General features: G+C 64.5%; 19 protein-coding genes. 9 read left to right on the top strand and 10 right to left on the bottom strand.

Annotation, left to right across the window (positions count from 1 at the left end):
* Positions 1-42 precede the first annotated feature (42 nt).
* The 3 genes from ahcY to N2603_RS15480 form a co-directional block, all read right to left on the bottom strand.
* Complete coding sequence (gene ahcY / locus N2603_RS15490; protein ID WP_260389495.1) at positions 43-1,464, bottom strand: adenosylhomocysteinase; 1,422 nt, start codon at positions 1,462-1,464, stop codon at positions 43-45.
* Positions 1,465-1,588: 124 nt separating this feature from the next.
* Positions 1,589-2,785 carry a methionine adenosyltransferase gene (metK, locus tag N2603_RS15485; protein ID WP_018643273.1) on the bottom strand — a complete coding sequence of 399 codons (1,197 nt, stop codon included), beginning with the start codon at positions 2,783-2,785 and terminating at the stop codon, positions 1,589-1,591.
* Positions 2,786-2,848: 63 nt separating this feature from the next.
* Positions 2,849-4,204 carry a hypothetical protein gene (locus N2603_RS15480; protein WP_212343296.1) on the bottom strand — a complete coding sequence of 452 codons (1,356 nt, stop codon included), beginning with the start codon at positions 4,202-4,204 and terminating at the stop codon, positions 2,849-2,851.
* A gap of 140 nt (positions 4,205-4,344) precedes the next feature.
* Between N2603_RS15480 and N2603_RS15475 the strand changes: the two genes are divergently transcribed.
* From N2603_RS15475 to N2603_RS15445, 7 genes are all read left to right on the top strand, one after another.
* Positions 4,345-4,677, top strand: a complete 333-nt coding sequence (locus N2603_RS15475; RefSeq protein ID WP_260389494.1) for a hypothetical protein — start codon at positions 4,345-4,347, stop codon at positions 4,675-4,677.
* Positions 4,678-5,361: a retropepsin-like aspartic protease gene (locus N2603_RS15470; RefSeq protein WP_260389493.1), complete on the top strand. Its 684-nt coding sequence runs from the start codon at positions 4,678-4,680 to the stop codon at positions 5,359-5,361.
* A gap of 159 nt (positions 5,362-5,520) precedes the next feature.
* Positions 5,521-7,242, top strand: a complete 1,722-nt coding sequence (locus N2603_RS15465; protein WP_260424202.1) for a caspase family protein — start codon at positions 5,521-5,523, stop codon at positions 7,240-7,242.
* 315 nt (positions 7,243-7,557) lie between these two features.
* Positions 7,558-8,487: a DUF2167 domain-containing protein gene (locus N2603_RS15460; protein WP_260389492.1), complete on the top strand. Its 930-nt coding sequence runs from the start codon at positions 7,558-7,560 to the stop codon at positions 8,485-8,487.
* The gene (locus tag N2603_RS15455; RefSeq protein ID WP_260389491.1) at positions 8,484-9,209 is read left to right on the top strand and encodes a site-2 protease family protein; all 726 of its coding nucleotides are present in this window, start codon (positions 8,484-8,486) and stop codon (positions 9,207-9,209) included. The genes N2603_RS15460 and N2603_RS15455 overlap by 4 nt, the downstream gene beginning before the upstream one ends.
* Positions 9,210-9,225: 16 nt before the next feature.
* Complete coding sequence (locus N2603_RS15450) at positions 9,226-9,453, top strand: hypothetical protein (RefSeq protein WP_260389490.1); 228 nt, start codon at positions 9,226-9,228, stop codon at positions 9,451-9,453.
* Positions 9,454-9,505: 52 nt separating this feature from the next.
* Positions 9,506-10,330 (top strand): acyltransferase family protein, encoded by an 825-nt coding sequence (locus tag N2603_RS15445; protein ID WP_260389489.1) that lies wholly within the window; start codon positions 9,506-9,508, stop codon positions 10,328-10,330.
* 57 nt (positions 10,331-10,387) lie between these two features.
* On the opposite strand, the gene N2603_RS15440 is transcribed toward N2603_RS15445, so the two are convergent.
* The 6 genes from N2603_RS15440 to N2603_RS15415 all read right to left on the bottom strand — a co-directional run bounded on the left by N2603_RS15440 (position 10,388) and on the right by N2603_RS15415 (position 16,254).
* Positions 10,388-11,506 carry a cobalamin-independent methionine synthase II family protein gene (locus N2603_RS15440; protein ID WP_260389488.1) on the bottom strand — a complete coding sequence of 373 codons (1,119 nt, stop codon included), beginning with the start codon at positions 11,504-11,506 and terminating at the stop codon, positions 10,388-10,390.
* A gap of 68 nt (positions 11,507-11,574) precedes the next feature.
* The gene (locus N2603_RS15435; RefSeq protein WP_018643265.1) at positions 11,575-12,288 is read right to left on the bottom strand and encodes an ABC transporter ATP-binding protein; all 714 of its coding nucleotides are present in this window, start codon (positions 12,286-12,288) and stop codon (positions 11,575-11,577) included.
* Entirely contained in the window at positions 12,281-13,036 is a 756-nt protein-coding gene (locus N2603_RS15430; RefSeq protein ID WP_018643264.1) for an ABC transporter ATP-binding protein, read from the bottom strand. Before N2603_RS15430 ends, N2603_RS15435 begins: the two co-directional genes overlap by 8 nt.
* Positions 13,033-14,061, bottom strand: a complete 1,029-nt coding sequence (locus tag N2603_RS15425; RefSeq protein ID WP_260389487.1) for a branched-chain amino acid ABC transporter permease — start codon at positions 14,059-14,061, stop codon at positions 13,033-13,035. Before N2603_RS15425 ends, N2603_RS15430 begins: the two co-directional genes overlap by 4 nt.
* 8 nt (positions 14,062-14,069) lie before the next feature.
* A complete protein-coding gene (locus N2603_RS15420; RefSeq protein WP_260389486.1) occupies positions 14,070-14,939 on the bottom strand; it encodes a branched-chain amino acid ABC transporter permease in 870 nt (289 codons plus the stop codon).
* A 136-nt stretch (positions 14,940-15,075) separates the two neighbouring features.
* Positions 15,076-16,254, bottom strand: a complete 1,179-nt coding sequence (locus N2603_RS15415) for an ABC transporter substrate-binding protein (protein ID WP_260389485.1) — start codon at positions 16,252-16,254, stop codon at positions 15,076-15,078.
* Between the two features lie 589 nt (positions 16,255-16,843).
* Here N2603_RS15415 and N2603_RS15410 point away from each other — a divergent pair.
* On the top strand, positions 16,844-17,131 hold the full coding sequence (locus tag N2603_RS15410) for a hypothetical protein (protein ID WP_260389484.1): 288 nt from the start codon (positions 16,844-16,846) through the stop codon (positions 17,129-17,131).
* A gap of 114 nt (positions 17,132-17,245) precedes the next feature.
* Here the strand turns inward: N2603_RS15410 and purU are convergent, their stop codons facing one another.
* A complete protein-coding gene (gene purU / locus N2603_RS15405) occupies positions 17,246-18,109 on the bottom strand; it encodes a formyltetrahydrofolate deformylase (RefSeq protein ID WP_260389483.1) in 864 nt (287 codons plus the stop codon).
* A gap of 157 nt (positions 18,110-18,266) precedes the next feature.
* On the opposite strand from purU, the gene N2603_RS15400 reads away from it, so the two are divergent.
* Positions 18,267-19,109 carry a uroporphyrinogen-III synthase gene (locus N2603_RS15400; protein ID WP_260389482.1) on the top strand — a complete coding sequence of 281 codons (843 nt, stop codon included), beginning with the start codon at positions 18,267-18,269 and terminating at the stop codon, positions 19,107-19,109.
* Positions 19,110-19,167: the final 58 nt, after the last annotated feature.

Raw genomic sequence — 19,167 nt, 5'->3', positions numbered from 1 at the left:
TCGCTCCGGGGCTTTGCGTCGATGGTCGATCGAACCAGCAGATCAGTAGCGGTAGTGGTCCGACTTGTACGGACCTTCCTGCTTGACGCCGATGTAGTCGGCCTGGTCCTTGCGCAGCTCGGTGAGCTTGACGCCGATCTTGGCGAGGTGCAGGCGCGCGACCTTCTCGTCGAGGGTCTTGGGCAGCACGTAGACTTCCTTCTTGTACTTGCCGTCGTTGTTGTTGGCGAACAGCTCGATCTGCGCCAGCGTCTGGTTGGTGAAGGAGGCCGACATCACGAAGGACGGATGGCCCATCGCGTTGCCGAGGTTCACGAGGCGCCCCTCCGACAGCATGATGATGCGGTGCTTGTCGGGGAACTCGATCTCGTCGACCTGCGGCTTGATGTTGGTCCACTTCAGATTGCGCAGAGACGCGATCTGGATCTCGTTGTCGAAGTGACCGATGTTGCAGACGATGGCGCGATCCTTCATCGCGCGCATGTGGTCGATGGTGATGATGTCCTTGTTGCCGGTCGCGGTGACGAAGATGTCGGCGCGGGGCGCTGCGTCTTCCATGGTCACGACCTCGTAGCCTTCCATCGCGGCCTGCAGCGCGCAGATCGGATCGACCTCCGACACCATGACGCGGCAGCCGGCCTGGCGCAGCGAAGCGGCGGAGCCCTTGCCGACGTCGCCGAAGCCGGCGACCATCGCGACCTTGCCCGACAGCATCACGTCGGTGCCGCGGCGGATGCCGTCGACCAGCGATTCACGGCAGCCATAGAGGTTGTCGAACTTCGACTTGGTGACGCTGTCGTTGACGTTGATCGCCGGCCACAGCAGCGTGCCGGCCTTCTGCATGTCATAGAGACGATGCACGCCCGTGGTGGTCTCTTCGGACACGCCCTTGATGCTCTTGGCGATCGCGGCGAAGTAGCCCTTCGGCTTTTCCTTGAGCTGCTTCTTGAGAAGCGCGAAGAAGACTTCCTCTTCCTCGGAGCCGGGCTTGTCGAGGAAGGCGGTGTCGCCGTTCTCGGCGCGCAGACCGAGATGGACGTACATGGTGGCGTCGCCGCCGTCATCGAGGATCATGTTCGGGTGACCGCCGCCATGCCAGTCGAACAGTTTTGCGGTGTAGTCCCAGTACTCGGTCAGCGTCTCGCCCTTGACGGCGAAGACGGGAATGCCGGCGGCCGCGATCGCGGCAGCGGCATGATCCTGCGTCGAATAGATGTTGCAGGAGACCCAGCGAATGTCGGCGCCGAGTGCTGCCAGCGTCTCGATCAGCACGCCGGTCTGGATCGTCATGTGCAGCGAGCCCGCGATGCGCGCGCCCTTCAGCGGCTGCTTCGGGCCGAACTCCTCGCGGGTGGCCATCAGGCCGGGCATCTCGGTCTCGGCCAGCGAGAGCTCCTTGCGGCCGAAATCGGCGAGCGAAATGTCCTTGACGATGTAATCGGTGAAGCCGGGCTTCGCGTTCATAGGGGGTTCCTGTTTGTTGGGATCGTCATTCCGGGACGCTCGTGAAACGAGCGAGCCCGGAATCCGTAAGGTTCGAGATTCCGGGTTCGCCGCTGTCGCGGCGCCCCGGAATGACGCAAGAGAACTAGAGCGCGCGCTTCAGCTGCTCGACGAGATCGGTCTTCTCCCAGGAGAAGCCGCCCTCGTTGTCGGGCGTGCGGCCGAAATGGCCGTAGGCCGAGGTGCGCGCGTAGATCGGGCGGTTGAGATCGAGATGGCTGCGGATGCCGCGCGGGGTGAGGTCCATCGCCTTGGCGGCGGCCTTCTCGAGCTGGTCCTCCGACACCTTACCGGTGCCGTGGGTGTCGATGTAGATCGACAGCGGGCGCGCCACGCCGATGGCGTAGGCGAGCTGCAGCGTGCAGCGGTCGGCAAGACCAGCCGCGACGATGTTCTTGGCGACGTAGCGCGCGGCATAAGCCGCCGAACGGTCGACCTTGGTCGGATCCTTGCCGGAGAACGCGCCGCCGCCGTGCGGGGCTGCGCCGCCATAGGTGTCGACGATGATCTTGCGGCCGGTCAGGCCGGAATCGCCGTCGGGACCGCCGATGTAGAACTTGCCGGTCGGGTTGATGTGCCAGATGGTCTTCGGCGTGATCCAGTCCTTCGGCAGCGCCTCGCGCACGTACGGCTCGACGATCTCGCGGACCTGGTTCGAGCTGAGATCCGGAACCAGATGCTGGTGTGAGACCACGATCTCGCGCACGCCGACCGGCTTGCCGTTCTCGTACTGGACGGTGACCTGGCTCTTGGAGTCCGGACCGAGCACCTTCTCCTTGCCGGAGTGACGGGCTTCGGAGATCAGGCGCAGGATCTTGTGAGCGTAGAAGATTGGTGCCGGCATCAGATCCGGCGTCTCGTTGGTGGCGTAACCGAACATGATGCCCTGGTCGCCGGCGCCCTCTTCCTTGACCTCGCCCGGCTGCAGCGCATCGACGCCCTGGGCGATGTCGGCCGACTGCGGATGCAGCAGGATCTCGATGTCGGCAGTCTTCCAGTGGAAGCCTTCCTGCTCGTAGCCGATGTCCTTGATCGCGCCGCGCACGACGCTCTCGATCTGCTCGTTGGTGACGGACTTCGGACCGCGGGTCTCGCCCGCAATCACGACCTTGTTTGTGGTCGCGAGCGTCTCGCAGGCGGCGCGGATCTGCCACGGGTCGATGCCGGCTTTCGGCCCCTCGCGGTAGAACAGATCGACGATTTCATCGGAGATCCGGTCGCAGACCTTGTCCGGATGGCCCTCGGACACGGACTCGCTGGTGAAGAGATAGGACGCGCGCATCAAGTAACCCCTTGTTCCGCCACTCGACGGCGGCTCGTTTGCGATGTTTACGGTTGGATTGTGTCAATCACGCCGGCGCGAGATGACGTAGGATTCGTCAAGAAACCAGAGGCCGTTGTACTTTCTCAGCACGTCCCTGGCGGCATCCAGAGTGCGGCCGTTTTGAGTCATTTCTGTCAACCGGTCGTCCTCGATTTGAGCGACATACACCGCCGCATTCCACGCTGCAAAGGCCGTCGAGGTTCCGATATTGCCGGTAACCTCGTTGGGCAGAGCTTCCATATCATACCTGAAGATCGAGCGGTTATCAGCATAAGCATTAAAATTTAAGTCGCGGCCCAACGACCCAAGCTCGTACTTCACGGCGCGCAATAGCTCATGACGGCTCACCGAGAAAGGATTTTCTCCGGGCCAGATCGCCTGGATCATTTCCATGCCCGGATCCTGGCCATGGGAGTGGATACCGATCAGCCGCCCCCCCGGCCGCAGGGCCCGCGCCAGGGGCGCAATGATCCGCTTTGCCCGAAAATTGACCGAGGACAGCGCACGGTAGGGCTGGGATGCGATGACGAGGTCGAAATTAGCCTCAGTCTGGCCCGGCCGCGGGATGGTTGAATCCAGCAAGAACCTGTGGTCCTCGCGATACAGCACCAGCACGACCGGCCGCTCATAGAGCGGCATGGCTGTGCGGGGGCTGATCGCGGCGCGCCAGTTCTGCTCCAGGAACGGCCGCAGTTCGGCGATCTGCTGCTCGAACTCGCCCGATGAAGCGCCCCGCAGCGGGACCTCGTGCCAGACGGTGGCCGCCGCCGCCGCGGGCGAGGCCGGGGTGAGCCAGGGCGCCTCCGAATAGAACATGTTGGTGAAGACGAAAACCGACGCCGGATGCTCGAAAATGCGGTCCGGCACTTTCTCCAGCGTCAGCCGCAGGTCCTCGAGGCTGAGCTCCTTGCCGGCCACATAGAACGGCATATGCGGGTAGCGCTGATGTGTCGCGCGCAGCACCCGTGCCAGCACCGTGCCGTCGCCGACGCCGGCGTCGAAAATGCGCAGCGCCGGCGGGCGCGGATGGATGGCGGAAAGCTCCAGCGCGACCCGGTCCGCGATCACCCGCTTTTCGCTGCAGGTGTGGACGAACAGCAGATATTTCTGCCGGTTCTCGAAGAAGCGGAAATTGCCGCGGGGATCGCGCTTCTCGGGCGGCACCTGAAGCCCCCGTGGCGGCGGCAGGCCGCCGGTCGTCGATGCGGCGATATAGGCCTGGATCCGCTCCAGCGTGTCGATGGTGATGCGCTTGCCCTCGCGCAGGCGCTGCACGAGCTTCCCATCGTTCACCGCACGCCGGCCGAAAGTCGATTCGGCCATGCCCGCCTTGCGGCAGAACTCTGTGATTTGGCTCAGGATTTCGTCGTTCTTCATGAGTGGGAAGGCAGTGGGCAGCCGAGTGGGATGGAGGACTTCTAACATCATCTGCCCACCAGGGAAAGATTGGGGCTCCAATTTGCACAGGTCACACCTCCCGATATAGAGAGTGCCGATTGCGATACTCTGGGGTGCATATGTTCCGGCGAAAATGCCTGACGGTCCTGTTGCTCGTTGCCTTCTCAAGTATCGCCCGCGCAGGCGACCCCACCGCCGACAATCCCGACCAGGTCTTTGAATCCGTCTACGCCCGCATCGGGGCGCTGCCGGCCGGGGTGGCGCGCGAGCGTCTGGTCTGGCTGAAGCTGGAGGAGCTCAAGCGCGAGCCGTGCGACCAGCGGAGCATCGACGATCTGGCAGGGATGCTCGACAGGCGGGGCTATCGGCGGCAAGCCGCCGACGGGCTCTACAAGTTCGTCCAGAACTGCGGAGCCCCACTGACGGCGCTGAACAAGGCGGCCGTCATCTAAATGAGCATCACCGACTATCCGAAGGCCGTCGAGGTCGCCGACGAGTATGTGAGACGCGCGCCGTCCGACCAGAGCGCACGCTATGTCCGCGCCATGACTCTGGACGGTGCCGGCGACTATCGCCGCGCGCTCGCCGACTACTCCGACACGATCGAACTGTTCAGCGGCGACAAGAAAATGATCTCCGGCGGGATCTCACTCCGCATGGCGAACGCCTACGCGGCCCTGAAGCAGTTCTGTGAGGCGACAGCGCCGATCATCCGCTGGGTCGCGCTGGATCCGGCGACGCGCGACAACAGCCGGACCCAAAAGATGATCGCCGACTACGAGCGGCAGTGCAATTGCGTCTCGTCGACCGAGGCCCGCAAGGAAAGCTTCCCGATGCACGGGCCGAAGGGCATCGTCACCGTGAAAGCCGAGATCAATGGCGTGCGCGGACTGTTCGTCCTCGACACCGGCGCGAGCTATGTGTCGGTGAAATCGGCGTTTGCAAGCAAGGCCAAGATAGCGGACGGCGGCTCCAGCGACATCACGCTGGTCACAGCCAACGGGGAAGCGAAGGCAAAACTCTCCAAAGCCGGCAAGGTCCTGCTGGGCAAGCTCGAAGCGGCCAACGTACCTGTCGCGGTCCTCGGGGCGACGACAAGGGTTTTGGCGCCGGGGTCGACGGCCTCCTCGGCATGAGCTTCCTGTCCCGGTTCGAGGTCCAGATGGCGAGCGGATCGATCGAAATCCGCACCCGCCAACCCAGGAAATAACGTCGCAGACGATCACACCGTGAACCCGAAAAGCGGCGCGGACGACCAAGAGCAGACACTCCCACTCGCCGCAGCCGAGGTCTCCTTGCGCCGCCTGCTCCTGGTCCTCCCTGCCATGCTCGCCGCCCTGCTCTGGTGCGCACCGGCCTACGCGCAGGCGCGCAACCAGCTCGGGCCGCTCTGCACCACCGAGACCACGCCGGCGGACCAGATGGTCGACGCCTGCACCAAGATCATCGCGCTGAAGGTCTTCAAGGGCGGGCAACTCGCGACCGTCTATTTCTGGCGCGCCGTGGGCTGGAACAAGAAGGGCGACTACGCCAAGGTCATCGCTGACGCCACCGAGGCGATCCGGCTGCAGCCGAGCCAGGCCGTCTACAATCTCAGGGGCTCGGCCTATTACGACAAGGGCGACTACGACATCGCGATCGCCGATTTCGACGATGCGCTGACGCTCGGCCCGCCCAGCGGCATCATCTTCCACAATCGCGGAAATGCCTGGCGCGGCAAGCGCGACTACGCCAAGGCGATCGCCGACTACGATGCCGCAATCAAGGCCGATCCGAAATCGGCGTTCTCGTTCCAGAATCGCGGCATCTCGAAGGAAGCGGTCGGCGATCTCGACGGCGCGCTCGCGGACATCAACCAGGCGATCCGGCTCGACCCGTCGCTGCCGCAGCCGCTGATCAACCGCACCGCGATCTGGCGCGCCAGGGGCGATTTCGATCGCGCCATCGCCGACGGCAGCGAAGCGATCCGGCTCGCCAAGGACAAGCCCCCGGTCAACATCATGACGCCGCCCAACAGCGTGCTGATCTCGGGCTACACCCATCGCGCGCTGGCCTATGAGGCCAAGGGCGACTACGCCCACGCGCGCGACGACTACAAGGCGACGCTCGCGATCGTGGCGTCCGATGCCGGTAGCAAGGCCAACCAGGCCACCGCAAAGGTGCGACTGTCGCTGGTGACGGATGCAGCCGCGCCGATCCCGCGCGATGCGCCTTCCCCCGCGACGCAGCCGGCGGCATCCCCTGCCCCGCAGCAGACCGGCGCGGCATCGGCCCCCTCGCCCGCTCCCGCCGTCCGCGGCACGCGCATGGCGCTGATCATCGGCAACGGCGCCTATGCGCATGTGAAGGCGCTGCCCAATCCGCCCAACGATGCGCGCGCGGTCGCGAAAAGCCTGCGCGACATCGGCTTCACCGTGTCGGAGGGCGTCGATCTCGACCGCGCCGCGATGCAGAAGATGACGCGCGACTTTCTGCGCGAGGCCGCGCGGGCGCAGGTCGCGTTGGTCTACTATGCCGGCCACGGCGTGCAGGTTGACGGCCGCAACTATCTCATTCCCGTCGACGTCGAGCTCAAGCCGGGCACCGGCATGACGGACGCGATGATCGACATGGACACGATCATGGCCGGCCTCGACGACCAGGTCCGCACCAACATCTTGATCTTCGATGCCTGCCGCAACAATCCGATGGCACAGCAGGTGGCGAGCGCCGGCACCAATCGCGGCATCGAGGGAGCCTCCGGTCTCGCTGCACCCACGAGCCTGGGCGCCGGCGCAACGTTGGGGGCTGGCACCCTGATCGCGTTCGCCACCGCACCGGGTCAGGTCGCACTCGACGGCGAAGGCGCCAACTCGCCGTTCTCCGCCGCACTGTCCCGCCATATCGGCACGCCCGGGCTGGAGGTGCAGCAGATGCTCACGCGCGTGCGGGCGGAAGTGGTCTCGAGCACGAAGAACAAGCAGGTTCCGTGGTCGAATTCGTCGCTGCTGGGTGAGGTCTATCTGGCGGAGAAGTGAGACACTCTCTCCGTGCCCCGAACGCAGTGCAGCGCTTATTCAGCGGTGCGCTGCAGAGCCGGGGCCCACTTCAACACAGTGCAGCCCGTTGCCTTCTGGGTCTCGGCTCTGCGCAGCAACGCTAAGAGCGTTGCAGCGCGTCCGGGACACGAGCAAAGCGAGCAGCCCGCCGGCGCGGCCACCACAGCGCGCTAAAATTGCAACAGCCTGCAAGATAGTCGAACGCAACCTGCGGCTGCTCTGTCCTGCCACTTATCGTTATCCTACAATACCGGCAACACCAACGCGTTGGTGGACTGGTGGTTGGGGGAACTTGTGGGAAAATTCGTTGCCGCCGTCGGCATCGCCCTGTCTGTCTTATTCGGATCACAACCTGGTTTCTCGCAAGGTGCACCATCGAGCGAGGCGGCGCGCAAGGCGGAGCTTGCCGCCGCGTGGCAGGCAGCCGGCAATGCCGGCACCGCTGGTCCTGCCGACATTCCGCTGATCGATCAGGCGACTTTGAAAATCCCGACCGGCGACTTCTTCGTGCCGAAAGCCGAGGGGGCACGGGTCATGCGCGCTCTCGGCAATGTCGTGCACGAGGCGACATTCGTCGGTCTCGTGCTCGGCACCCGGCAGAACGACCGGTGGCTGGTCGTGATCAACCACATTAAGGAAGGCTACATCAAGGATGATGCCGCCAAGGACTGGAATGCGGACGATCTCCTGAAGAACCTGAAGGAAGGCGTCGAGGAGTCCAACAAGGACCGCCTCGCCCGCGGATTTCCCGAGATGGAAGTGATCGGCTGGATCGAGCCGCCGAAATACGATGCCGTGTCGCACCGTCTGGTGTGGTCGGTCCTCGGCAAGGACAAGGGCGCGCCGGACAACGCCGAAAAGGACGTCAACTACAACACATATGCCTTGGGGCGCGAAGGCTATTTCAGCCTGAACCTGCTGTCGGACTCGGGCCGGATCGCAACGGACAAGGGCGCGGCTCACGAACTGCTCGCCAACCTCTCCTATCAATCCGGCAAGCGCTACGAGGACTTCAGCGCCTCGACCGACCGTATCGCAGAATACGGCCTGCTCGCCCTGGTCGGCGGCGTCGCCGCCAAGAAGCTCGGCCTGTTTGCGGTGCTGCTTGCCTTTGTGCTCAAGTTCGCCAAGGCCATCATCTTCGGTCTGGCGGTCGCCGGCGCCGGCGTGGCGAAATTCTTCCGTCGCAAGCCGCGCGGCGATTCCGCCGGCGGCACGGCATGAAGACTCTCTTTCTGCTGCTGTTCTCCGGGCTGAAATGGGGGAAGCTCGCTACCAGCGGCGGCACCATGCTGCTGTCGCTCGCGGTCTACGCGACGATATGGGGCTGGCACTATGCGGCAGGCTTCATCGCACTGCTGTTCGCGCACGAGATGGGACACTACCTCGCCGCGCGCCAGCGCGGCCTCGACGTGGGCGCCCCCGCCTTCATTCCGTTCGTCGGCGCGTGGATCGCGCTCAAGGACAAGCCGGTCGACGTCGAGACGGAAGCCTATGTGGCGATCGCGGGTCCTGTGGTCGGCACCGCCACCGCGCTCGCGGTCTATCTGTGGGCAAGATCGGAAGACAGTGCCCTGCTGCTCGCGATCTCCTATGCGGGACTGTTCCTGAATCTGTTCAATCTGCTGCCGATCTCGCCGCTCGACGGCGGCCGCGTGACCGCCGTCCTCAGTCCGCGAATCTGGTTCGTCGGCGTGCCGGTCCTGGTTGCACTGGTGCTGTACCGGCCAAGCCCGATGCTGCTCATCGTGGCGATCCTCGCGGCCCCGCAACTGATCAGCGCGTGGCGATACGATCCGCATGCGCCCGAGAACGTCGCGTATTACGGCGTGCCGCTCCAGACCAAGCTCGAATATGGCAGCGCCTATCTGGCGCTCGCAGCCCTGCTCGCGGTCATGACCTACGATGTCCACGAGATGTTGGGGCCGATGACACGGCAGGGCTAGCCGAGGCAGTATCGTCATGCCGAAAACGTGGACATTGCCGGAGGCCCAGAAGCTCCTGGGTCTGGAGGGGTTGCGCTTCCTTGCAACCGTCGCCGTTCTGCTCTGGCACTATCAGCACTTCGCCTTCGCTGGCGGCCCCCGCATCAATCTCACCAGAAGCGAGCTGCCGTTCTATCAGGCTCTGTTCCCGTTCTACGAGGCCGGCGAATACGGCGTCTGGTTCTTCTGGTGCATCTCGGGCTAGGAAGTATCGCGCCGTCGTCGCCGATCGCACGATCGGCGGCCGGACCTTCTTCGTGTACCGGCTGTCGCGACTCTACCCGCTCCATATCGCGACGCTGCTGCTGGTCGCCGTGCTGCAGCCGGTCTATTTCGCGCAGCATGGCTTCTACTTCGTCTATCAGAACAACGATGTCCCGCACTTCATCGCGCAGCTGTTCATGGCGAGCGACTGGCTGCCGCCACGCAGCGAAAGCTTCAACGGACCGATCTGGTCGGTCTCGGTCGAGATCGTGGACTATGCGGCCTTCTTCCTGACGCTGCGCTTTGTGACCGCATCCCCGCTGCTCAATCTGGTCGTGATCCTCGCCTCGATCACGTTCGGTACCCAGCTCGGAACCAGCCTGGCTTTCTTCTATGCAGGCGGGCTTGCCGCCATGGCCCGGCAGGCCGTCGTCTTTACACGGCATCGACGGATGTTGGAGGCGATGGCCGGGTGCGCCGCCATCGCGGTGCCCGCGGCGCTCTGGCTGGCGGACATCGAGCTCGTCCCGGTCGCAGGACCGCTGCTGCTGACCTATGCGCCGATCCTGTTGTTCTGCTGCTCGGGCCAGCTCACCTTGCCGCGGCGGATCGAGACCGTGCTGGAGGCGGCCGGCAACATGACCTATTCCTGCTATCTCCTGCACTTCCCGTTCCAGCTCGCCATCGCAATCGCCTGCGCCGCCATGCAGCGACCGATTCCCTATGGCAGTCACCTGTTCTGGGTCGCTTTCGTGCTGCCGACGCTCGTCGCCTCGCACTTCACCTATCGCTGGTTCGAGGCGCCGGCGCAGCGGCTGATCCGCAGCACTCTGCTGCGCAAAAAACAAGCGGGGCGGACAAGTCCGGCCCCGCTCTGATGTCGCCGGTCGAGCAGCCCTGATGCCTCGCTCACGCGATGACGCGGCTGCGCGGGATCACTGCCCCCACACTTCCTTCGCAATCTCGACCGCGAGGCCGAGCTTGGCCCACTGCTCCTCCTCGGAGAGGATGTTGCCCTCTTCGGTCGAGGCGAAGCCGCATTGCGGGGACAGCGCGAGCTGCTCCAGCGGCGCGAACTTGGCGGCTTCCTCCAGACGGCGCTTGATGTCGTCCTTCTTCTCGAGCTCGCCGAACTTCGAGGTGATGACGCCGACCACGACGACCTTGTTGCCCTTGGGCAGGAAGCGCAGCGGCTCGAAGCCGCCGGCGCGGTCGGAATCGTATTCCAGGAAGTAGCCGTCGTAATTGGTGCCGGCGAGCAGGGTCTCGGCCACCGGCTCGTAGCCGCCCGAGGAGATCCAGGTCGAGCGGAAATTGCCGCGGCACACATGCGTCGTCACCACCATGTCGGCGGGCTTCTCGGCCAGCGCGTAGTTGATGATGCGGGCATAGATCTGCTGCAGACCGTCCGGATTGTCGCCGCGCTCGCGCGCCTTCTGCAATTCGTCCTGCGAGCAGAGATAGGCCCAGACGGTGTCGTCGAATTGAAGGTAGCGGCAGCCGGCGTCATAGAACGCCTTCACCGCCTTGCGGTAGGTCTTGCCGAGGTCCTCGTAGAAGGCCTCGAGATCGGGATAGACGTCCTTGGAGATCGCCTTGCGGCCGCCGCGGAAGTGCAGCACGGCCGGCGAGGGAATCGTCATCTTGGCGGTAACGTGGGCCTGATCGGCGACCTTCTTCAGGAAGCGGAAATGGTCCAGCATCGGGTGGTCATCGGGGAAGTCGAGCTTGCCGATCACGCGCACCGCGTCGTGGCGGGTCTGTACGCCCGTGAACTGAATGCCGGTGTCGGGGTGGAACAGCTCGCAGCCGGTGAGCTTGGCCAGGAAGTCGAAATGCCACCAGGAGCGGCGGAATTCGCCGTCGGTGGCGAGCTTCATCCCGAGCGAGGCCTGCTTGTGCACGACCTTCTCGATCTCCATGTCCTCGATCTTGCGCAGATCGTCGGCCGAGATTTCGCCCTTCTCCAGACGGCTGCGGGCTTCCTTGATCTTGGCGGGGCGCAGGAGGCTGCCGACCTCGTCGGCGCGGAAGGGGGCTTTGGTTCGCTGCATTCTTGTTTCTCCCAATTTCAGTCGGCGCTCGTTGTACGCCCCTCCTCGCGAGCGGGGAGAGGCAAAGATCAGTGGGCCGCTCCGGCGACGCCGAGATGGCGCTCCAGGACCGACGGGTCAGCCTTCAGCGCGGCACTCGGGGCGTCGTGGACGATCGTTCCGCGCTCCAATATCACAACGCGATCGGCAAGCCCCAGAATCTTTTGGGCATTCTGCTCGACGATGATGGAGCAGATGCCTCCTGCCCGGGTGATGGTGCCGATCGCCTTCAGCAGCTCCTCGACGATGATGGGGGCCAGGCCCTCGGTCGGCTCGTCCAGCAGCAGGACCTTCGGGTTGAGGGTCAGCGCGCGGCCGATCGCCAGCATCTGCTGTTCACCACCAGAGAGCTGGTTGCCAAAGTTGCTCCGCCGCTCCTTCAGCCGCGGGAACATCTCGTAGACCTTCTCCACCGTCCAGGGGCCGGGCTGGGCCACCGCGGTCATGTTCTCTTCCACGGTGAGCGAGCGGAAGATGTTGCGCTCCTGGGGCACCCAACCGATGCCGGCGCGCGCCCGCTGGTCGGGCCGCAAGGCGGTGACGTCGGTGCCGGCCAGCGCGACGGTGCCGGAGAAGCGGCGGGTGACGCCGACGATGGAGTTGATCAGCGTGGTCTTGCCGGTGCCGTTACGGCCGAGCAGTGCCAGCACCTGCCCTTCGGCAAGACTGAGCGTCATCTTCGGCAGCACTACCGCCTCGCCATAGCCGGCGCGCAGGGCCTCGATTGCGAGCAGGTCAGACATTGACCGCCTCCTCGCCGAGATAGACCGCCTTCACTTGCGGATCGCGCGCGACCTGCTCGGGCGGGCCCTCCGTCAGCAGCGCGCCGGACACCAGCACCGAGATGCGGTCGGCAAAGGAGAAGACGAGGTCCATGTCATGCTCGATCAGCAGCACGGTGACGTCGCGCGGCAGCGCGCCGACGACGGCGAGAATGTCATGGCGCTCGCTCTCGGGCACGCCGGCGGCGGGCTCGTCGAGCAGCAGCACGCGCGGCTTGGCAGCGATCGCGACCGCGATCTCGAGCAGGCGCTGCTTGCCGTAAGGAAGCGTCACGGTCTCTTCGTTCATGACGTCGAGCAGATGGAAGCGTGTCAAGAGCTCGGCGATCTCGCCGTTGACGTCGCCGCGCGTCCCCATCCGCCGCCACCAGTCGCCGCCGTGGCCGAGGCGTTCGGACACGGCAAGGCCGATGGTCTCGAGCGGGGTCAGGTCGGGATAGAGCTGGTTGATCTGGAAGGTGCGCGAAAGGCCGCGCAGCACGCGCTTGTGCACGGGCAGGTCGGTGATGTCCTGGCCTTCAAGCAGGATGCGGCCCGAGTTCGGCTTCAGCACCCCGGTGAGCTGGTTGATCACGGTGGTCTTGCCGGCGCCGTTGGGCCCGATCAGCGCGTGGCGGGCGCCCTGCTCGATCTTCAGGGACAGGTCGCGGGTGACGCGCAGGCCACCAAAAGTCTTTTCGAGATTTTGGGTTTCGAGCGCGATGGTCATGCGTCGCTCTCCGGCACGGCGACGACGGCCTTGCGTCCCGCAACCTGCTTGATGATCAGGTTCGGCACATAAAGCACCCAGCGATGCAGGCGCTGGCGGCCGACCAGCACGATCACGACCAGCACGAGGCCGATCCAGAACTGCCAGTACTGCGGCGTGATGGTGGAGAACAATTCCTGGAGCATGCGGAACACCACCGCGCCGATCAGCCCGCCATAGAGATAACCTGTGCCGCCGATCACGAGCACCAGCATCAAATCGGCGGAGCGTTCGAACGCGAACACGTCGAGCGAGGCGATCGCGGTGGTCTGGGTGAACAGCGCCCCCGCAATGCCGGCATAGAATGCCGCGAGCGTGTAGATCGCGATCAGGCGGCGGTTGACGGGGATGCCGATCGCGGCCGCGCGCAGCGGATTGTTCTTGATGGCGCGCAGCGACAGGCCGAACGGGGAATGCACGACGCGGCGGGCAAACAGGAACAGCACGAACAGCACGGCCAGCGAATAGAAGAAGCCGGCCTTGCCGAACATGTCGAACGGGATCTCGCCGAAGATCGGCTGCATCTCGATGCCCTGCAGGCCGTCGGTGCCGCCGGTGATGTTGGAGAAGCGCTCGGCAAGCGCCTCCAGCAGCAGCGCGATGCCGAGCGTCACCATCAGACGGGTCAGGTCGACGCCGCGGATCACCAGGAAGCTGGTGGCGAAACCGAGCACCATCGCGGCGAGGCCTGCGACGATGAGTGCCAGCACGGGCTCGTTGATGATCCCGTGCAGGGCAAGCAGCCCCGCGGCATAGGCGCCGACGCCGAAGAAGGCGGCATGGCCCAGCGAGACGATGCCGGCATAGCCGAGGATGAGATCGAGCGACATCGTGAACAGCGCCAGGCGCAGGATGTCGGTCATGATCAGATAGCGCGTGGGAAACAGAAAGCCGCAGGCCAGCACGATGAGCCAGAAGGCGACTTCGCCGTAGTGCCAGCGCGCCTGGCGCTGGGCGTGAAAACCGACGTCGGAAGCAGCGGTCATCGGCGAACTCAACGCGCAGCCGTGCGGCCGAACAGGCCGTTCGGGCGCCAGATCAGGATCACGATCATCATGGTGTAGATCACGAAGGGTCCCATCTTCGGCACGTAATATTTGCCGGTGACGTCGCCGATGCCGAGCAGGAGCGAGGCCAGGAACGGGCCCGTTATCGAGGAAGAGCCGCCGACGGTGACCACGATCAGGAAGTAGATCATGAACTTCAGCGGGAAATACGGATCGAGGCCGAGGATCTCGGCACTGAGCGCGCCGCCGAGGCCGGCGAGCCCGCAACCGAACGCAAAGGTGAAGGCGAACACCTGCGGCACGTTGATGCCGAGGCCGCTCGCGGCGCGGGGATCGTCGACCGCAGCGCGCAGGCGGCTGCCGAAGCGGGTCTTGGCCAGCACCATCTGAAGGCCGATGGTGAGCAGGCCGCAGATCACGATGATCATCAGCCGGTAGCGGCCGATGCCGACGCCGAACACATCGAACTGGCCCTGCAGCGCGGCCGGCAGGTTGATGAACACGCGCGACGAGCCCTGGATGTAGTCGACCGCCGCGACCGACATGAAGGTCAGGCCGATGGTGAACAGCACCTGGTCAAGATGGCTGCGGGTGTAGAGATGGCGATAGAGCGTGCGCTCGAGCAATATGCCGATCGCCGCCGATGAGACGAAGGCGAGCGGCAGCGCGGCGAAGAACGGCCAGCCCATCCGGTTGACCAGCACCATGCAGACATAGCCGCCGGCCATGGCGAAGGCGCCATGGGCGAGATTGACGAAGTTCATCAGGCCGAGCGTGACCGCGAGCCCGCAGGCGAGCACGAACAGCAGCATGCCGTAGGCAACGCCATCGAACAGGTTGGTGAGGATAGAGGTCATCGTAAGTGGGTGAACCCTGATAATCACTCGTCATTCCGGGGCAGCGCGACAGCGCTGAACCCGGAATCTCGCTTCAACAATTTCGAGATCCCGGATGCGCGCTAATGCGCGCTCCGGGATGACGCGCTTTCGCGCGTCACTTCTTGGTCTTGCCGAGATCCTTGACGGCCTCGAAGGTCGCGAACTCGACGTTGTAGAGCTCGCCGTCGACCTTCTCGACCTTGCGGATGTAGATGTTCTGCACGATGTCGCGGGTCTCGGGGTCGATCGAGATCGGACCGCGCGGGCTCTCCCACTTCTGGCCCTTCATCGCCTCGATCAGCTTGTCGCCGTTGGTGTCGCCATTGGTCTTCTTCAGCGCCTCGTAGATCAGGTGGATGCCGTCATAGCCGCTCACCGCCATGAAGCCCGGACGGTTGCCGAAGGCCTTCTTGTAGGCCGCGACGAAGTCCTTGTTCATCTGCGAGGGGTGCGCCGCCGAGTAGAGATGCGCGGTGACCGTGCCGAGCACAGCATCGCCCATGTTGTTGAGCAGGTCATCGTCCGTGACGTCGCCCGGCCCGATCACCTTGATGCCGGCCTTGTCCAGGCCGCGCTCGGCATATTGCTTCATGAAGTTGCCGCCCTGGCCCGCCGGCACGAACACGAAGATCGCGTCGGGCTTGGCATCCTTCATGCGCTGCAGGAACGGCGCGAAGTCGGGGTTCTGCAAGGGCGTCTTGACCTCTTCGACCACCTCGCCGCCGCCCGCGGTGAAGTTCTGCTTGAAGAAGTTGAGCGCGTCATTGCCCGGCGCGTAGTCCGACGTCAGCGTCGCGACCTTCTTGATGCCGTTCTTCACCGCCCAGTCGCCGATGATGGTCGAGGACTGCGCCAGCGTGAAGCTGGTGCGCACGATGTAGGGCGAGCGCTCGGTGATGATCGAGGTGCCGGCCGCCATCACGACTTCCGGGATCTTGGCTTGCGTCGCCAGCGGCGCGGCCGCGAGCGCGGCGGGCGTCACGCCGAATCCGGCGATGAAGTTGACCTTGTCGTTGACGATCAGCTCCTGCGCGGCGGTCTTGGTCTTGTCGGGGATCGCCGCATCGTCCTTGAGGATGATCTCGACCTTCTTGCCGGCGACGGTGTCGCCCTTCTGCTGCATGTAGAGCTTGATCGCGTTCTCGATCTGCTTGCCGGTCGAGGCCTGGCCGCCGGTCATCGGCAGGATGAGGCCGACCTTGACCGTGTCTTCCGCCTTGGCGGGCGCGACGGCCGCGAAGCCCGCGATGGCAGCGGCCGCTGCGGTGCGCGAAAAAATCTTGCGTTCGAACATCAGATGTCCCTCCCCTTCATTTCTGACCTCTTGTGAGCCGGACCGAGTGCCCGGTCCTTGCCGCGCTTTACTCACGGACGAGCCATGCCGTGCGGCCACATGGCGTCCTCTGCAACCCCGTTGTCAATCGGACGTTGGGCGACCATTCGGCGCAAGCCGCGTGATCTGCCTCAACGACGGCAGGGAGAGATTTGTACGATTGTACAAATATAATGGTCCTGTCAACGAAAAAGCCCCTCGTGGCGCTGGCCGATTGGGCGGTGATTGTTGATGCGCCATTTTAAGAAGACCGCACGACGCCGTAGATGGAGGATTCCGCCCCTCATTTGCAGAATTTGGACATCTCACCTGCTTCGCGGTGGGGCCACTTGGGTGACGCCCATCGACCGGGGAATACGTGATGTATACCGTACCAGCTAAAGTCACCCCTTCAAGGGCAAAATTTGCTTATTATAATACCCTCTTTGTATACATCGTCGCCGACCCTCGAATAGGCCAATTTTACATGTTGAGGGCTATAGTTCGTCGCTGACGCCCATCCGGCGTCCCCTCATCCCGCGCCCGACCGGGCACGACCTAGAAGATATCCATGCGTTCCCGTTCGCTTTCGATCGCTGCTGCAGTCGCCCTGCTCGCTTCCAACCTTGCAGGCTGCGGCACGGTCAACGAGAAACTCTCGGCCGGCATGGGCGACTACGTCCCGCAATGGGCCGGCGGTCTTCCGGCGGATGCTCCGCCGCGACCGGGCACGCCGCAATACGACGCCTACATGAAGGAGCGCGAGCGCAAGCGGCTGATGCCGGCGGCCGATCGCGAGAAGGAAGAGCAGGCGCAGAAGGGCGCGACGGGGACGACGTCGGCTGGCGCGGTGCGCTAGCCTCTTGCCGTCATTCCGGGGCACGCGAAGCGCGAACTATGGTGCGCAATTGCGCACCTGAGAAACTCGAGATTCCGGGGTCGCCTCTTCGAGGCGTCCCGGAATGACGGTGCCCTAATCCACGAACACCACGGTCTTGCGGCCGTTGAGGATCACGCGGTCGTCGAGATGGTAGCGGATCGCGCGGGCCAGCACGCGGCGCTCGATGTCGCGGCCCTTGCGCACGAGATCTTCCGGCGTGTCGCGATGGCTGATGCGCTCGACGTCCTGATCGATGATCGGGCCTTCGTCGAGGTCGCGCGTAACGTAATGCGCAGTGGCGCCGATCAGCTTCACCCCGCGCTCGTGCGCCTGGTGATAGGGCTTTGCGCCCTTGAATCCCGGCAGGAACGAGTGGTGGATGTTGATGCAGCGTCCCGAGAGCTTTGCCGAGAGATCGTCGGAGAGGATTTGCATGTAGCGGGCGAGCACCACGAGATCGGTCCCGGTCTTGCCGACGAGATCGATGATCTGCCCCTCCTGCTCGCGCTTGGTCTCCTTGGTGACGGGCAAATGGTGGAACGGGATGCCGCCGAAATCGAGCCCGGCATAGACCTCGCGCGGATGGTTGGAGACGATCGCGGTCGGAACCATCGGCAATTCGCCGGTGCGCCAGCGGTAGAGGATGTCGACCAGGCAATGGTCGGACTTCGACACCAGCAGCATCACCTTTCGATGCGCGGCGCGGTCGCGCATCTGCCACTCCATGCCGAAACGCTCGGCGATGGCGGCAAAGCCGGTCTGCAGTGCCGCGAGCTCGACGACGAGATCGGCCGCGGTGAACACCACGCGCATGAAGAAGTTCTTGGTCTCGACGTCGTCGAACTGCTGGGCGTCGAGAATGTTCTGTCCGTTATGGGCCAGGAAGGTCGACACCGCCGAGACGATGCCGGGACGATCCGGACAGGACAGGGTCAGGACATATTGATGATCGGGCATCTTGATGAACAGGCTTGGCTCTTGATGAAGGTTTGTGCAACGGCCGCGGAACACCCCGCAATTTGCGCCCTGCTCTAGCACCGACGCTGGCCTTGCGCCAATCCCGGGCGCAGAGTCAGGATGAACGTACCATTGCGATTTATACCGGAGCTCGCCCATGGCCGACCGCTTGAACGGCACCCGCATCCTGATCCTGGAAACACGCGAGGAGGCGCAGTTTTCCAAGCTTCTGGCCGAACAAGGCGCCGAGGTCGTGCAATGCCCGATGTTCACCATTGAGGATGCGCCGGACCCCGCCCCGATCGAGGCCTGGATTCGCCGCGCCATCGACAGGCCCTTTGAGGACCTCGTGCTGATGACCGGCGAAGGCCTGCGGCGGATCATGAAGCTCGCGCGCGCTCGCGGGCTCGACCAGGCCCTGGTCGCGTCGCTCGCCAAATCGCGCAAATTCACCCGCGGGCCGAAGCCCGGCAAGGCGCTGCGTGAAATCTCGCTCGAGGCGCAGCAGACCACGGAGAAGCCGACCACCGAGGGCGTGATCGAGATGCTGGGCAAGCTCGACCTGAAGGGCCATCGCCTCGGCCTGCAGCTTTATCCGGACAAGGATCACAGCGCATTGGTCGGCGCGCTCGCCGCGCTAGGCGCCGAGGTCGACACCGTGCTGCCCTATGTCTACGATTCCAAGGCCGCAGATGCCAGCATCGTCGCCGCCATCGACGACATGGCGGAAGGACGCATCGACTCCATCGCACTGACCAATCTCGGCCAGGTCCGCCGCCTGATCGAAGCCGCCAGGGCGCATGGCAGCGAGGCGAAGCTGCGCGCCGGCCTCGAACGCACGCTGATCGCCTCGGTGGGCCCGGCCGTCTCCGGCGAGCTCGCCGCGCACGGCCTGCGCACCGACGTGTTGCCTCCGGAGGAAGCCTACTTCATGCGCCCGCTGATCTCGGCCATCGCCGCAGCGCTGGCGGAACGGAAGCCACAGGGCGCAGCGAGGTAAGAGCCGAGCGCGGGGGCGGCCTGCAGCGGCTGCGATTGACAGGTGTAGCGTCAGCGCT

Origin of the sequence: Bradyrhizobium huanghuaihaiense (genome assembly GCF_025200885.1) — a bacterium.
Lineage (GTDB): Bacteria > Pseudomonadota > Alphaproteobacteria > Rhizobiales > Xanthobacteraceae > Bradyrhizobium > Bradyrhizobium huanghuaihaiense.
The sequence above is the reverse complement of the archived record's forward strand: the minus strand, read 5'-3'. Positions and strand labels throughout refer to the sequence as shown.

Bases quoted from the DNA above. Each gene is read 5' to 3' on its own strand.
- N2603_RS15415 (WP_260389485.1), bottom strand. From the start codon at position 16,254: ATGTTCGAACGCAAGATTTTTTCGCGCACCGCAGCGGCCGCTGCCATC.
- N2603_RS15435 (WP_018643265.1), bottom strand. From the start codon at position 12,288: ATGTCTGACCTGCTCGCAATCGAGGCCCTGCGCGCCGGCTATGGCGAG.
- N2603_RS15420 (WP_260389486.1), bottom strand. From the start codon at position 14,939: ATGACCTCTATCCTCACCAACCTGTTCGATGGCGTTGCCTACGGCATG.
- purU (WP_260389483.1), bottom strand. From the start codon at position 18,109: ATGCCCGATCATCAATATGTCCTGACCCTGTCCTGTCCGGATCGTCCC.
- N2603_RS15475 (WP_260389494.1), top strand. From the start codon at position 4,345: ATGTTCCGGCGAAAATGCCTGACGGTCCTGTTGCTCGTTGCCTTCTCA.
- N2603_RS15440 (WP_260389488.1), bottom strand. From the start codon at position 11,506: ATGCAGCGAACCAAAGCCCCCTTCCGCGCCGACGAGGTCGGCAGCCTC.
- ahcY (WP_260389495.1), bottom strand. From the start codon at position 1,464: ATGAACGCGAAGCCCGGCTTCACCGATTACATCGTCAAGGACATTTCG.
- N2603_RS15480 (WP_212343296.1), bottom strand. From the start codon at position 4,204: ATGAAGAACGACGAAATCCTGAGCCAAATCACAGAGTTCTGCCGCAAG.
- N2603_RS15425 (WP_260389487.1), bottom strand. From the start codon at position 14,061: ATGACCGCTGCTTCCGACGTCGGTTTTCACGCCCAGCGCCAGGCGCGC.
- N2603_RS15410 (WP_260389484.1), top strand. From the start codon at position 16,844: ATGCGTTCCCGTTCGCTTTCGATCGCTGCTGCAGTCGCCCTGCTCGCT.
- N2603_RS15400 (WP_260389482.1), top strand. From the start codon at position 18,267: ATGGCCGACCGCTTGAACGGCACCCGCATCCTGATCCTGGAAACACGC.
- N2603_RS15450 (WP_260389490.1), top strand. From the start codon at position 9,226: ATGCCGAAAACGTGGACATTGCCGGAGGCCCAGAAGCTCCTGGGTCTG.
- N2603_RS15430 (WP_018643264.1), bottom strand. From the start codon at position 13,036: ATGACCATCGCGCTCGAAACCCAAAATCTCGAAAAGACTTTTGGTGGC.
- N2603_RS15455 (WP_260389491.1), top strand. From the start codon at position 8,484: ATGAAGACTCTCTTTCTGCTGCTGTTCTCCGGGCTGAAATGGGGGAAG.
- metK (WP_018643273.1), bottom strand. From the start codon at position 2,785: ATGCGCGCGTCCTATCTCTTCACCAGCGAGTCCGTGTCCGAGGGCCAT.
- N2603_RS15470 (WP_260389493.1), top strand. From the start codon at position 4,678: ATGAGCATCACCGACTATCCGAAGGCCGTCGAGGTCGCCGACGAGTAT.